At 29.8% G+C, this 15860-nt stretch carries 7 protein-coding genes; 3 read left to right on the top strand and 4 right to left on the bottom strand.

Annotated features, from left to right (window positions below; all coding sequences use genetic code 11):
• Nucleotides 1-239 precede the first annotated feature (239 nt).
• A complete protein-coding gene (locus Q9969_RS08985; RefSeq protein WP_305556769.1) occupies nucleotides 240-2816 on the bottom strand; it encodes a PQQ-binding-like beta-propeller repeat protein in 2577 nt (858 codons plus the stop codon).
• Between the two features lie 332 nt (nucleotides 2817-3148).
• Between Q9969_RS08985 and Q9969_RS08980 the strand changes: the two genes are divergently transcribed.
• Nucleotides 3149-8812: an Ig-like domain repeat protein gene (locus Q9969_RS08980; protein WP_305556766.1), complete on the top strand. Its 5664-nt coding sequence runs from the start codon at nucleotides 3149-3151 to the stop codon at nucleotides 8810-8812.
• A 576-nt stretch (nucleotides 8813-9388) separates the two neighbouring features.
• Here the strand turns inward: Q9969_RS08980 and Q9969_RS08975 are convergent.
• The gene (locus Q9969_RS08975) at nucleotides 9389-11563 is read right to left on the bottom strand and encodes a right-handed parallel beta-helix repeat-containing protein (RefSeq protein ID WP_305556763.1); all 2175 of its coding nucleotides are present in this window, start codon (nucleotides 11561-11563) and stop codon (nucleotides 9389-9391) included.
• Between the two features lie 544 nt (nucleotides 11564-12107).
• Here Q9969_RS08975 and Q9969_RS08970 point away from each other — a divergent pair.
• Together Q9969_RS08970 and Q9969_RS08965 are read left to right on the top strand one after the other, a co-directional pair.
• Nucleotides 12108-13379, top strand: a complete 1272-nt coding sequence (locus tag Q9969_RS08970) for a serine hydroxymethyltransferase (protein WP_305556756.1) — start codon at nucleotides 12108-12110, stop codon at nucleotides 13377-13379.
• Nucleotide 13380: 1 nt separating this feature from the next.
• A complete protein-coding gene (locus tag Q9969_RS08965; RefSeq protein WP_305556739.1) occupies nucleotides 13381-14073 on the top strand; it encodes a dihydromethanopterin reductase (acceptor) in 693 nt (230 codons plus the stop codon).
• A gap of 602 nt (nucleotides 14074-14675) precedes the next feature.
• On the opposite strand, the gene Q9969_RS08960 is transcribed toward Q9969_RS08965, so the two are convergent.
• Both Q9969_RS08960 and Q9969_RS08955 read right to left on the bottom strand, forming a co-directional pair.
• Nucleotides 14676-14966, bottom strand: coding sequence for a DUF192 domain-containing protein (locus Q9969_RS08960; protein WP_305515466.1), 291 nt, complete (start codon nucleotides 14964-14966; stop codon nucleotides 14676-14678).
• Nucleotides 14967-15025: 59 nt separating this feature from the next.
• A complete protein-coding gene (locus Q9969_RS08955) occupies nucleotides 15026-15691 on the bottom strand; it encodes a DsbA family protein (protein ID WP_305556736.1) in 666 nt (221 codons plus the stop codon).
• Nucleotides 15692-15860: the final 169 nt, after the last annotated feature.

The raw sequence follows: 15860 nt of genomic DNA, 5'->3' as shown, positions 1-15860 counted from the left end.
TATTCACATTTTTTTTTAATTGTTCAGTGTTCGCCAAAACTCAAAAATTAATTTTTGATAAACACAAATAATGCTTCAATTTCAAAATAAAGAAAATTTTGAGTTATGTCACATCCTCATCTTTTAAAAAAATATAATAATGAGAGAGTTTCGAAAATTTTTTTTTATTCGAAAAGGAACTCTCTCATCAACACAATACTCTTTTAAAGTTCTCTTTTCAATTATTCTTTAACATTTTTTTATATTGCATAAAAATGTCCATCATCGGTGCCGAAATATACAGTACCATCATCAACGACAATATTACCTACAATGGCAGAACTGGCATTAAAAGCCCAAAATAAACTATCTTTAATGTTTGAATTTAACTTAGTAACATTAAATGCCCATAATATGCCGTTATTGTCTCCAATGTAAAGTGTTCCATTATAACATGTCATGGCTGATGTAACTGGGTTAACGGTGACATTAGTTTTACTGCAGGTTAATGATGAACTAGTATAACTAGCATAATAAATATGACCATTAGCATCTACAGTGTAAACATTACCATTACCATCGGTAATTAACTTATTGCAAGTACCATTTAATGTGGTTGAAGTAATAACCTCTAAATTGGAATTTAATAATGAAATAGCAGTGCCATTATTTGATAAAACACAGATAGTTCCATTAGCATCAATAATAGGATTACCTACAGTACCGCTAATATTATGACTTGTCCCATCAACTAAATTATAAGCAATTAAACCATATATTGTATTGACATAAAGAGTATTGCCATATATGTGAGGTTGGGATAATATTGCTGGTGTGCCATAAGTTACATTAGTAAGTTCTAAAATACTACCATAGTAATAGTAATCTGAATCATGTTTAATCATTGAAATCCAATGATTATCATTGTTGCCATATCCATATTCGCTGCTTATATAAATGGTGTTATTATAAATCACCGGTTTATAAAGGCTTGAGCCTTGATAAATGTTTGCGTTAGTTAAAAATGCACCATTTGTCAAGTTAAAGATATATAATGCGTCCCATGATGCTGGAGCATAAACAGTATTTCCCTCAACTAATAACTCATGGAAATATCCAAATTCAGTTGTGAAATTCCAAACAAGAGCATGGTTAGTATGATTAAAACAGTACAAACTATGACTTGCAGGGACTAGAATATAATTACCTACAATAACGGGTGTGCCGTTTAAATTATCACTTAATACCTCATTCCAACTAGATGGAAGTATCTTAGTGCCTGTAGGAATTGTTATATTGCCTGTATTAGTTCCATTTGTGTTGTTTTCAGGCTCAACATTACTGGAATAATCAGAAATAGTATTGTTATATTGAACAACGTTTACTTTGTCATTCGCCACAAAAACAGATCCAGTACCATTATTTGGTCCATAAAATCCATTATTGGTATAGGTTAAGTATGCTGCAGTATTGCTGTTTCCAGTATAATAATATGCAAGTGCATTACCAGAATTATTGTCCTTAGCAGTATTATTAATAAATCTACATTTATCAACTGTTAATCTGCCGCTGTCAGAACCATAGACTCCACCGCCTCTGCCGTTATTTGCAGAACCCTTTACAACATTACATATAAATACAGAATTAGTAATATTTGAAATTCCTATACAACCAATAGCTCCACCATTACCAGTAGTTACATTATTATTATTAAAACTTGAATTATCAACAATTAAGCTAGATCCGCCAAAAGCTATAGCTCCACCACTGCCACTAGATGCAACATTATTGTTAAATCTTGAATTATTAACAATTAAACTAGGTCCACCGAAAGATATAGCTCCACCACTGCCAGTAGCAGTATTGTTGTCAAAATTACAATTTTCTATATTGACATATGGGCTACTGCCGTAATTACTTGCAGCGATAGCTCCACCATTGGAGTTATGTGCTTCATTACCTGTGAAATTGGAATTAATTACAGTTAAATGACTGTATGAGTATAATGCTCCTCCATTCCATCCGGCAATGTTGTTTCTAAAAATTGATCTTATAATTGTTGTATTTGCATTGCTGTGGGTGTGTATTGCTCCAGCCCACCATGAAGCAGAATTGCCTTCAAAAATTGAATCATATACAATTAATTGACCGCAATTATTAATGGCTCCTGGTTCTATACTGGCAGAATTATTTTTAAATGTGGTGCCTCTTACTATCATATGAACATTATTGACACTTGCAGCATTGTAATTGCTTACTGTACCATAGCTTGTTGTACATTTTTTAAAAGTACAGTTAGTAATATTGGCATGTCCATAATTAAGGTATACAATTGATTGGTGACTTCCTGTTGCAGTGCAGTTTTCAAAAGTACAATTTTCTATGTTATAGTTTCCATTTCCACTGAATTGCATGAGGATGTTTCCTCCACAATTTTGGAATTTTATATTTTTCAAAGTTATAGATAAACCACTAGCACTAGAATAGATTGGAATATAACTATAACTTACAGCATTATTAGAACTGCTTCCACCGATATACGTATTATCAGAACCAATAATTGTTACATTATGTCTAATGACAATTTGTCCAGTAGGAGTTAAATTAGCTCCAATATATACAGTATCATCTCCGCTAGTTCCACTTACTTTATTACCTAATTCAGACCAACTTGTCACAGGAGGATTTGTTGGATTAGATAATAAATTACTTTCATCGGTATTTAATTCATCGTTTAATGAGTCAGATGGAATTGCATCATCTACATCATTAGTTGATAAATCACTTGTGTCATCTATGTTTTGTGCAGAAACACAACCGATTCCTACAATAAACATGATGAACACTATTGAAAATAAAATGTTTTTATATTTCATGTTTTCTATCTACCTTTAAGTTTTTTTATTAAACAATTTTTTCAAATGATTAATTTTTATGATATTAATATTAAAGTATCCTTTATATAATATTATTAAAATACATTTGAATAATTATCTAATGAATTATGATATATATGAAAACATATATAAACTTATCTTAACTTATATTAAAATATATATGAATTTTTATACATGGTTCCACAATGAGAAAAATGATGGATGGGGGTAGAATAAAAATGAAAATAAAAAGATATATATTAATAATCATTATTTTATTAATACTAGTGAATATGGCTAGTATTAGTGCAATTGAAAACAATAATGATGGTTTGGAAATAAGTAATGAAAATCCTATTGAAATAAGTAACCATATACAAAATAATTATGAGAATTCTGAAAAAATATTATCAAAAGACTCTAAAATAAATCAAACTAACCATGAACTTTTATTAGAAGATGATAATTATCAAAATGAGATATTAACAAAATCCTTTAGCAATGAAAACAAAGTACAAATGCAAAATAATAGGGGCAATGATAAATTATCAAATTTCTTAATAGATGGTACGAAGATTATAATATCTGTAAATGATACACAAAAATTAGAAACAACTGGAAACATAACAATAAATATGCAATTCTCATTCACAGTATTGGAACATACTGACGAATTTAAATCACATAATATAACCATTTATGAAAACGATGCTATAATAAAAACACTAAACATAGGTGAACAAAATCTACCTGAATTAGGAATAGTCTCAATCTTTGGAAATAGTGTTAAGTATAATGCAAATGTATTATTCAATTATTCTGTACATGACAATAGTTATTTAACAACATATTTATTTGGAACATATTCTAACACTCTACATTTTGAAAAAATAAAAAATATTTATGTAACTAACTTAAACAACACTCAAATAAACATAGATAACATATATTTTTCTAATGAAACATGGAATAATACTATTAACTCTTTAAAAAAAGCCATATATTATGTAAAAGATAATGGAACCATATTTTTAAACAATATAAACATTATACAAGATACAACAGAAACAATACAAATAAATAAAAATATTACAATAACTGGGAAAAATGTTTCATTTATTTTAGAAAAAACACAAACATTATTGGAAATACAACCCAATACTCAAGTTACATTTGTCAATTTAACATTTATTGGTAACAACCACTACATTATTTCCAATAAAGGGAATTTAAAATTAATTAATTGCAGTTTTAAAGATAATAGTCTTGGTTTGATAAGTAATAATGGAGAATTAGAACTTGAAAATTGTAAAATCGAAGATATAAATCAATTCTACCAAACAAGACCAACAGACAATGACGGTTTGATAATCAACACTAAAACATTAAAAATCACAAATACTGCATTCAATAACAATAATCATTATTTGCCTTATAATTATCCAACTGAAACAACTAATTTAAAAGGAATAATATATAGTACTGGAAAATTATATGCCAATAATGTTAATTTCACCAATATCAACTACAGGATAATATATAATGATGGGGAAATTTCTCTAAATAATACTTTATTTGAAAATATAATCTCAACCAGCAGCCGAGCAATTTATATAATATCTACTAATCAACAATTAAGTGAAAAATACAAATACAACAACTACAAAATACAAAGCATCAGTAAAACAATGAATGGTGGAGTGATATACAATAATAATCAATCTATTGTTATTGATTCTAGGTTTGAAAATGTAGTTGGAAGTAATGGGGGTGTAATATACAACAACAAGGATTTGACAATATTAAACTCCACATTCCAGAAAATTACAGGAAGTAATGGGGGTGTAATATACAACAACAAGGATTTGACAATATTAAACTCCACATTCCAGAAAATTACAGGAAATGATGGAGGAACATTATACAATAATAATTCCTTGACTATTATAAATTCAACAATTCACACAACCAAGGGCAACGCTGGGGGAGCAATATACAATAATAATCGGTTAATTATTATAAGTTCACTGATTAATAACACACGATGCAATAATTTGTTGGGGGGTGGAGCAATATATAATAAAGGAGAATGTAGTATTGACAGTTCGATTATTACTAAATCAGGAATTGGAATTCATTGTAAAGGGGGAATTTATAATGATGGAACATTAACAATAAATAATACAATAATAAGTGAATGCTATGGGATAGATTATTTTGCTGCTGGTGTTGGAGTACACAATAATGGAATAATGACAATATCAAATAGTGAAATCATCAATAACCATGCTAAAAGTGCAGTATATGATGTAAAAGAGGTAAAACAACCAAATGGACAAATATTCATATATTTCATTAATATCGATAGTGGAGTAATTTCCAATAGTGAAACCGGAAAAGCCACAATAACAAAAACAATAATAAAAAACAACACCATAACTAGAGGAAGCAATAATAATTGGGCCATGTATTATGGTACAATCAAAAATAGGGGAGAAATGGAAATAACAAGTTGTATTCTTGATGGCAATAAACCGGAAGACTGGGATGCTTTTTGGGGTGGTGAAGGTTCAATAAACATTTACAACACTGGAAAGTTAACATATATGTACAATTACCTGCTAAACACACAATATTATACTGGAAGCCCTCATGACCCATGCAGTTTGTTATATAATACTATGGATGGAGTATGCAATATTAATTATAATTTCTACTGTTTGAATCCGTCTAGTGTTATTATACATGCGAATCCTAATTATTATTTTGTTCCTTATTTTGATGAGTATGTTCCGATTAAGCTTAATGAAACTAGGAATATTACTTTGTCTTTGGGTTTGACTAATGGTGTTGATTATATGGTTTTTAATGATTGGGATAAGTTATTAACACCTGGGTTAAATACAACTATTACAACAATTGATGAGAATGGTGAGTATAAGAATATAACCACTCTTTTAAAAGATAAGTATACGTTTAGTTTCAATTATACTCATGTTAAAGGTGAATATGTTATTTATAGTAATATTTTGAATTTTAAGAGTAGTGCTTTGGTTGATGTGGGTAAAGAATTTGCTGAAATGGATGTATGTTATAATAATATAACATATAATGATGGGAATATAACGTTTCATGTGAAAATCAATGGAAATCTCACCATGCAACCGACTGGGAATATAACTTTGAGATATAATAATAAGAAAGTTATATTGGGTCTGAAAGATTCTGAGTGCAGTTTTACTATTCCTGATGTATTAAAACCTAATAATTATACTATGTGGATTGATTATGGTGGTGATGGTGAGTATTTTAAAATATTGAAGCGGTGTTTTGTTTTTTCTGTGTATAAGATACCTACTAATATTAGTGTAGTTGCTCCTGAAGTTAAATATGGTGAAGAGGGTCAGATAATTATTACTATTTCACCGGGTTCTGCGAAATTAAATGGTAAGTTATATGTTAATGGACATTTTGCTAAAGATGCCAGTACTCAGTCTATGAGGATTTTAAAAATTAGGAGAAATGTTGGTGTGTATAATATTAGTGTGGTTTTTGATAGTGATGAGTATTATGAGGGTGGTGTTGCATATACTACTTTTATTGTGAGTAAATGGAAAACCAATTTAACTTTAAATGTTGAGGATATTGGTGCTGGTGAGGATGCAATTATTAATCTTACAATTGATCCAGGGGATGTTCGCGGGGAGGCAAAATTATCTATTAATGGTGAGAATATTACAGTTTTCATTAACAATACTGTGACTCCGATTACTATTACTAATCTTAGTAATGGTACATATCATGTTAGTGTTTTTTATCCTGGTGATGAAAAATATGATCAATCTAGTGCCAGTGCTACTTTTACTGTTTCTATGAGGACTACTGCTTTGTCAGTGTTTATTAGTAATGATGATTTGACTGGTAATGTTTTTGTTAAAACAGATTATGTTGATTGTACTGGTGAGGTGAGATTGTATATTAATAATGATATGTTGATTATGAATTTGACTAATGGGTCATGTAATTTTTCTGTTAAATTCAAGAGAGGTGTGAATTATATTTATGTGCATTATGGTGGGGATAGTCATTATTCCTATGCTTCTTGGAATGTGACAACTTTTATTGAAGGAAAGGCTGTTATCAATTGTAGTTGTTTGGATATTAATGAGCATGAGGTGGGTTATTATATTATTGGTTTATTTGATAGTGAGGGTAATCCTTATGAACATGCTAATTTAACTGTTTTATTCCAGAATCGAACAATATATTTAACTACTGATGTAAATGGTATTGCTAAATTGCCGGTTGTTACTAGTGTAGGTAAGTATGATGTGACTGTTATTTATAAGAATATAACTAAATTTGATGTGATTACAGTAAAGCCTGCGGTTATGAATGTTAATATTGAGGATGTTATTTTTGGTGTGAGTGAAACGATTATTGTAACATTGCCGGTTGATGCAACTGGTAATATTACTTTTAAAATAGATGGTGTTGTAATTAATAAGGCATTGGTGAATGGTAGGGTGAATGTTTCAATTTCTGATTTGAGTTTAGGTGAGCATGATTTGGTAATATGTTATGGTGGGGATTGTAAGTATACGAATCAGACTGTGAGTACTAAGTTTAGTATTAAATCTCATTTGTCTCAGATTGTGGTATCTGCATCTGAGTTTATTAGTTATGGTGAGGATATTGTGGTGAGAGCAACTGTTACGTCTGGTGCGAGTGGTACTGTGGTGTTTACTTTAAATAATCAGGTTAAAATATTGAATTTAACTGGTAATCAGGTAAGTGCTGTGTTTAGGAATATTCCTGCTGGTGAATATCTTTTAAGTGCAAAGTATAATGGTGATGAAATTTATCAGGGTTCAACAAATGCTGTTAAGGTTAATGTTAAAAAAGCAAAGCCTTCATTGATGGTTAATACTAGTTCTTTGGTGTTGAATAAAAATATTCGTATTGATGCTTTTTTAAATGTTGATGCTAAAGGTAATGTTACTTTTCATATTCAGGGTCAGTATTCGCCAAGAAATAAAACAGTGAGTGGTGGTGTTAGTTCATGGTTGATCAGTCCGTTAGGTAAAGGTTCTTATAATTTAATTGTTACTTATTGTGGTGATGATAATTATGAATCAGAAACAATATCTAAAATTCTTATTTTGAATCAGATTGAAAGTGTATTGAAAGTGAGTATTGCCAGTATTAATGAGGATGATGATTTGATGGTTCATGTGAATTTAGTTGATGGGTATAATCGTAAAATAACTGGTGATGTTGTTCTTGAGATTAATGGTATTATTTATAAGGTTGTTGTTGTAAATGGTGTGGGTTTTAGGAATCTTGGTGAGTTTAAAAATGGTTTTTATAATTTCACTGCTACTTATCAGGGGTCTGATTCTAATGCAATGGCAATGGCTGCTGGTAATTTTAATGTTAAGTTGGATAATTATAGGATTTTTGGAAATAAGGATGTTATTCAGTATTATGGTGGGTATAAGAATTATAAACTGCGTATATTGAATAATAATGTTCCGGTTAAAAATGCAATTGTCACTATTAAAATAAACAAAAGAAGTGTTAAAGTGAAAAGTGATGGTAATGGTTATGTTAATTTAAGGCTTGAATTAAAAGTGGGTAAGTATATGATAACTGCTATTTATAAAGGTGTTAGGGTTAAAAATAAAATAATAGTTAAGCCAACGTTAATAACTAAGAATAAGGTTGTGAGGAAAGGTAAAACTTTAATTTATTCTGCGAAATTGTTGGATAAGAAGGGTGTGAAGCTTAAATATAAGAGGGTTGTTTTTAAGTTTAAAGGTAGGAAATATGTGGTTAGGACAAATAATTTTGGTGTTGCGAAAATTAAATTGGGTAGTTTGAAAGTGGGTAAGTATAAAATCAAAACATTTTACGGTGGGGTTAAAAACACTAATGTCATAAAAGTTAAAAAATAAACTCATGCATACTAAAAAAACCATCACTTCATTTTTTTTCATTTTTATTAGGGTGTTCTCCAAAAGTAAATTCATTTAGGTAAAATTTTCTTTATTTTACAATTGAAGCATTATGTATTTGTCAAAAATTAATTTTTGAGATTTGGTGGACACTCATTAGAAGATTAAAGAACTTATAGGACTTTAATATTTAACACTTTAATCTGTCATTTAATTTTAAAGGACATTATTTTATTGGATGTTTTTTTTGGAATATTTAGTGTTTTTAAATAAATTGTAGTTTCCAAATTTGATTAATTTAAATCATTTAAAATTATACAATCTTGAGTCATGTCACATCCTCATGTTTAAAAGATTAGTTTTAACAAATGTCCATAATTCACTAATAATATTTATATTGTGTTTAAACAATGACGATGAATTCTTTGATAATGATATTTTAAATGATTTGCCTATAAATGAATAAGAATATTTAATTTCAATTCTTCATGAATGAAAATAACCATAATTATTGAATATTAACTGATAACTACTTTGAAACTAATAAATAAAAAAAGTGATTAACTATTGAATTAGTTAATCTAATAAATTTTTGGTTTCTTTTTTTCTGTATCCTATAACTAGTAGGATTTCACATATTATAGCCACTCCAATGAATTTTATTATATCATCTGGACCGTTTTCTACAATATTTTTTGTTATTTTATATGCTTTTGATTTGGCCTGTGCTGCACCACTACTTCCAGCAGCACCTGCAGAAGATGCAGATTTTGAAGCAGTTCCACTAGTGACTACTCCATTCACACTTGGATTTTCACTTGATGTTGAGTTTTCAGTTGATATAAGATTATTATATGAGTTACTTGTACTTCCTCGATTATTAAAGGAATTTACAGTTTTCACATTACTGCCCTGTCTAGATTTACGGGACAAACTTTTACCATCATCTCCACTTAAATCAGGAAATCCAGTATACCCTTTATCACCATCTGCAACATCAGGATTATTGAATCCTCCCGTATTGCCATTGCCTCCAGTGTTTATTGTCCCTCCAGGATTACTTCCAGGAATCAACGGATTTCCTCCAGGGAATCCTGGATTTTCAGGTACGATTCCACTACCGTTAATTATATTAGTATAATTTCCGGAATTTATTGGAGGTTCATAGTAGAATTCTTCATCTGTCTTGATTTCATTACCATCTTGTTCTATATTATATTCAAAGATTGTGATAACACGATTTCCTGAAAAATAATTATTTTTAATCTCATCTGTATCTTTACCAATTGCATCACCACGCTTAAATGGATCATAATTGGTGTCAGCATATTTGTATGTTAGGACTAAGGTATTATTAGTTACAGTAGTATTTTCTGCATCTAACATATGAGATAGGTAGTATCCATCACTTATTACAGTATTATTAACTACTTTATAAGTGTGTTGTCCTTTTGTCTGTTGTGAATATGATATTCCATATAAATTATCCTTTTTGGTGGTTTGGCGAATATTATGAATTTCTATAATGTTATCCATTATAATATCATTATTGTCTTGTGCTTCAATTCCTGCCACCAATGCCCAAGGATGTTCTCCTGCAAGTCCAGTAACATTTATATGATTGTTTAGGATAGTAATATAATTTTCACCATTGAAGTTTTGTGAGTATATTCCAATGTTTGGACCATTACTTTTTGAAAATATTTCATTATATTTAATGATTATTTCCCTTGCAGGTCCGGTTAATTGTATTGGATAAGCAGTTCCTGCAGCATATGCCCCTCCACTTGTCTCAACATGAATATTATTCCCTTCAATATGTAAATTATCAGTTCGGTAAATATCTAAACCATATAAGTAATTTGCTTGGTTTTCATATGATTTGAAATCAGTTAATTTTAATCGATTATCAATAAATTTACAGTTTTTTGAATCACAAATAAATACCGCATCCAGTGTTGGAAATTCACATTCAGACTTGTTATTAACCTCACAATTAATAATGTTATTCTTAAATGTTGAATTATCACATTCACTTATTCCCATTGCTAATACGAATTCGGAGAATAGGTATGCTGTTGATCCTGTAAATGCAACGCTTCTCAATGGTAATTTTGCATTAACAGTATTATTTTCAAATATGCAATTTGGGGAAAATTCTAAACTAACTGCATAGTCCCTACCTTCAGAGGGGTTATTTCCTTCAAAGGTAATGGTAGTGTTTATTATTTTTAAATTATTATTTGATCTAAACTTTGTTCCTTCAGAATAAATCCCATATGCATTTACATCTATTGGAGTAATATAATTGATATTTGTATTGTAAATATTTGCATTATTTGCCTTCCATAATAATATTGCTGCATAATCATTTTTTTCAAATTCTTCAGTCACATTTAAAGTAATATTGGTCAATGTCACACCATTTGCACTAATGCAAAAAACCGTATTTGTTAATATGTGGTTATTACCATTAATTGTAACATTTTTTGCTTTTATAGTCAATACGCCTAAATCCTTAAGATCTTCTGATATAAATAATGTTGCATATGCATGAGGGGATTTTAAGGATCCTCCTGTAAAATATTTACCAACATTATTAGAAGTAATATTAATTATTTCAGGAGTTTTAACTTCACTTAATGGTGGATTATCTTCAACAGCACCTGCTGATGAGGTTAGACCACATTCATTTGTATCAACATTAATTAAATCTGCAGTATTATTCTCTTGAGCCGACACAGCTGTCATTGAGATGAACAGTATTAATATTAATATCGTTTTTGCTGAATTATTAATTTTTACACCTCCTTTTGAATCTATAATTTATTTTATTAAATTTATTATTATATATATTCTACTAATATTGAATAAATTTAATATTATATTTTATAAAAAATATTGAAAATAACTTTTAGTTCAATCGAATCCAATATCCTTTAAAATTTTAATATATCCTTCAAGTTGTAAATGAAGTCCATATTTCTCTTCAGGTTTTGGCAATCTCGCTATGTGCTGAATCATCATTATGCTTTTTAATTTTTATTATTCTATCAAGTGGTTTTTTTTATAGGTTACATATCCGCATTACCAGAAAATAGCTTGTTTATTGATTCTATTTGTTGATTATCATTATAATTAAGGTTGTATTTTCTCCAATGCTTTTTAATTTCACTTTCATTTTTTAGATTTCCCAGTTCATTTAATTATTTTAGGTTATAATTTCATAACTATTATATTGAATGATTAACAAAAATCTAATCATAGATATTTAATTGGATATCAGGTGTAGTAAATGACTAATTATCATGATGAAATTTTAAATTTTGAAAAAATTGCAAAAGAACATACTGAATATATGAGAAATAGTATTAATCTTATTGCTTCTGAAAACGTTACAAGTGTAGAAGTAACTGAAGCTTTAGCAACAGATTTTGCTCACAGATATGCTGAAGGACAAGCATTTGAAAGATTCTACGAAGGATGTCAATACATTGACATTATTGAAGACAAAACCAAAAAACTTTCATGCAAAGTATATGACTGTGATTATGCTAATGTGCAACCTGTTTCAGGAGTAACTGCAAATCTTGCAGCATTCTTTGGATTTGCAAAACCCGGTGAAAAAGTAATGGCCCTTGAAGTGCCATCTGGAGGGCATATTTCTCATGCAGATGTAAGTGCAGCAGGAATTCGTGGATTAAAAACAGTATTCCATCCGCTGGATCAAAATGTAATGAACATCGATATTGATGCAATGAATAAAAAAATCATTAAGGAAAAACCAAAAATTGTTTTATTCGGAGGAAGTTTATTCTTGTTCCCGCACCCAATCAAAGAAGCTCGTGAAGCTGCTGATGAAGTTGGAGCTAAAATCATGTATGATGGAGCTCATGTTTTAGGTCTTATTGCTGGAGGACAATTCCAACAACCTTTAAAAGAAGGGGCCGATTTGATGATGGGAAGTACCCACAAGACATTCCCTGGTCCGCAAGGTGGAATCATTCTCTCTCATAAGGAAAATGAAGAAATCATTGATAATGCAGTATTTCCGGGGGTTGTAAGCAATCACCACTTACATCATTTACTTGGTTTGGGTATTGCAACTGCTGAAATGTTGGAATTTGGAGAAGCTTACGCTAAACAAACTATTAAAAATGCACAAGCTCTTGGTCAGGCAATGTATGAGTTGGGATTTGATGTATTATGTGAAGATTTAGGATTCACCCAATCCCACCAAATTGCAGTAGATTTAAGCTCAATTAGGCCGGCATCTGATATTGCAAAAGAATTAGCTGACAATAATGTTGTATTAAATAAAAACCTCTTGCCTGGTGATGACAGGGACAATTCAGATAATCCCTCTGGTATTAGAATAGGTACTCAGGAAATTACTAGAAGGGGGCTTAAAGAAAAAGAAATGGAAGAGGTTGCTCAATTTATTAAACGTGTGGCGGTTGATAAGGAGGATATTGCTTCTGAAGTAGCTGAATTTATGAACCAATATACTGTTTTGGATTATGCATTCTCTAACCGTGATGCTTACCAATATCATAAACTAGATTAAAATGAGAATTGCCTTTGCATTTACTGGAGCTGGTCATTTACTTAGAGAATCAGTGCAAACTGCTGTAAAGTTATCTGAAGAGCATGAAGTATCAGTGTTTCTATCGGGAGCAGCAGAAGAAGTTCTTAAAATGTATGGACTTTATGAAAGTGTTGTCAGTATAACTGGTGGCAAATATCGTGAATTGGCCACTGATTCTAATCAAAAATCCTCATATCCAATAACCGGTCGCCTATCTTTAGGCAAATATGATTTGTTAATAGTAACGCCAGCTACAGCGAACACTGTTTCAAAAATCGTTTATGGAATAGCAGATACGCTAGTTACAAATGCAGTAGCTCAGGCGGGTAAAGGTGCCGTTCCAGTATATATGGTGCCGGTAGATATTCATTCAGGTCCAATTGATACGGTTCTTCCTTCAAAAATGGAATTATCTAAATGTCAAAATTGCGATGAATGTGTTGCAGCATTAGTCTGTGAACAGGGTGCCATTATTCCTCGATCTGAAATTGATTTAACAAAATGTATTGGTTGTGGTTTGTGCAGGAATTCTTGCCCCTATGATGCAATTTCAGAAGGTAAAATCATTACAATCTATATGAGGGAAATTGATATTGAAAATACTCGTAAATTAACAGGTATTGATAATATTCAAGTCTTTAAAAATCCAAATGAAATCTTGGAAAAAATTTAATTTTTCCATCTTTTTTGTTTAATTTTGTATCTGCTTTGTATTTTTTCTTTAAAACACTAAATGACTGTTCATCTTTATAATTTTATAATACGTCCTGATTTTGATGTTTTTTTAACTTTTGGATAAAAATATATTCAAAATTAGTCTGGAAGGTTTATGGAAGATGAAAAAAAGTTAGATTATTTAATAAATGTTTTAAAATTAACTCAAAAATTAGTTAATAATATAATTAAAAATAATCAAACATTAAATAAAAAACTGGGGGGATTATTCAAACAACACTTGACATGAAAAATAGTAATTGAAAAAGATATGGATTTAGTTTCATCTTTTACAACTTCAACAAAACAATCATGTCATGAAAGAAAAAACTAAGTGATTTTAGTATATTCTTGCAAAGACAAAAATGTCGATTTTTTAATTAACACGGTTATGTGGGATATTATTCCTGTTGAGGTTAGCATTGCCCGGAGAAATAAAAGACAAATTTCAGATGCAATTAGATATTATAATTAGATTATGTTCTGTTATTTCTAACACTACAAATAGAGTTAAGAGGATAATATAATATTCTTGCCTTTAAAACCATTTAATTGATGTAGTTAGATAAAATTTAGGCAATCTCCTATTTTTAATTTTAACTTATTTTTTTTAGTTTCTAGAATATATTTTGCCCGTTTTTTCGGTTTGTAAATCTTCCAGGGGGCTAATGTCACTTTATCAAAAATAATTTTATTTTCATCAATAAAATAAACATCAATTTCAAATTTCATAAAAAAGGTATGGATTGTGGAGCCAACTAAATCGGTGAACACTAAGCAATCATCAAAGTCTTTTTTACCCATCAATCCTTTAAAACGTTTTAAAAAAGTATTTGCAATTATAATTTTCATAAAATAATTATAATTTCCCTGATATTTAAGCTTTTAACAGTTTAAAAGCAATATTAATATTAAATAAAACTTTTATATCTGATTTCACCATTAAGCAGGTCTTCCATCGCTATTTTGAAATCTTCCTTTCCAAAAGCCCCTGGAATACTTAGTTGTTCTTCGTTAATCATGATCAAATAAAACGGAATTGAGTAAAGGCCATTAAATCTAGCATCTTCTTCATCAATGTTTACTTCAACATCATATGAATTATTCAAAAGCATAGTTTTCACTTCATCTTCGCTAAAACCAACTTCACAAGCAATTTCACTCAGCACGTCTATATCTGCAATAATCCTATTATTTGTGAAATTAGCTTCATAGATTTTGAAAACAAGATCCTGTGTAACTTCAGGGTTTTTCTTTTGTGCAAATTTAACTAATCTGTGAGCAGACCTTGAATTACTAACTTTTGCATCTTTATAATTGATATTCAGTCCCTCTTCACATGCAATTTCTTCAATTTCACTTATTTCAGCTTCAGCATCTTCTGGTGTGAGGCCATACTTAATCGCATGTTTGGTAACTGTTGGAATTGTGGGGGTATTTTCAAGCATCGGTTCAAGTTCGAATGCCTTCATTTCCCATTCAAAGTCTAAATTTAACTCTTCAGCTGCTTGTTTCACACGGTTCAATCCGATATCAGAGTTGGGGCAGTTAAAGTCACTCCAATATGCTATTTTCATTTTTATCCTCTTTTTTGGATTTATCTTTCTTTTTGGATAATTTGTAAATTTTTCTTATATTGTCGATTGATCTGATAATTCCGTTATATCTTCTAGAAAATCCCATATTACTAGTTTATTTTTTTATTATATTAATTTAATGCAAATCCATTCAGTGCTTTTGCATAAT

The organism is Methanobrevibacter sp. V74 (genome assembly GCF_963082495.1).
Taxonomy (GTDB): Archaea; Methanobacteriota; Methanobacteria; order Methanobacteriales; family Methanobacteriaceae; genus Methanocatella.
This window is presented reverse-complemented; position numbering and strand designations above follow the sequence as displayed.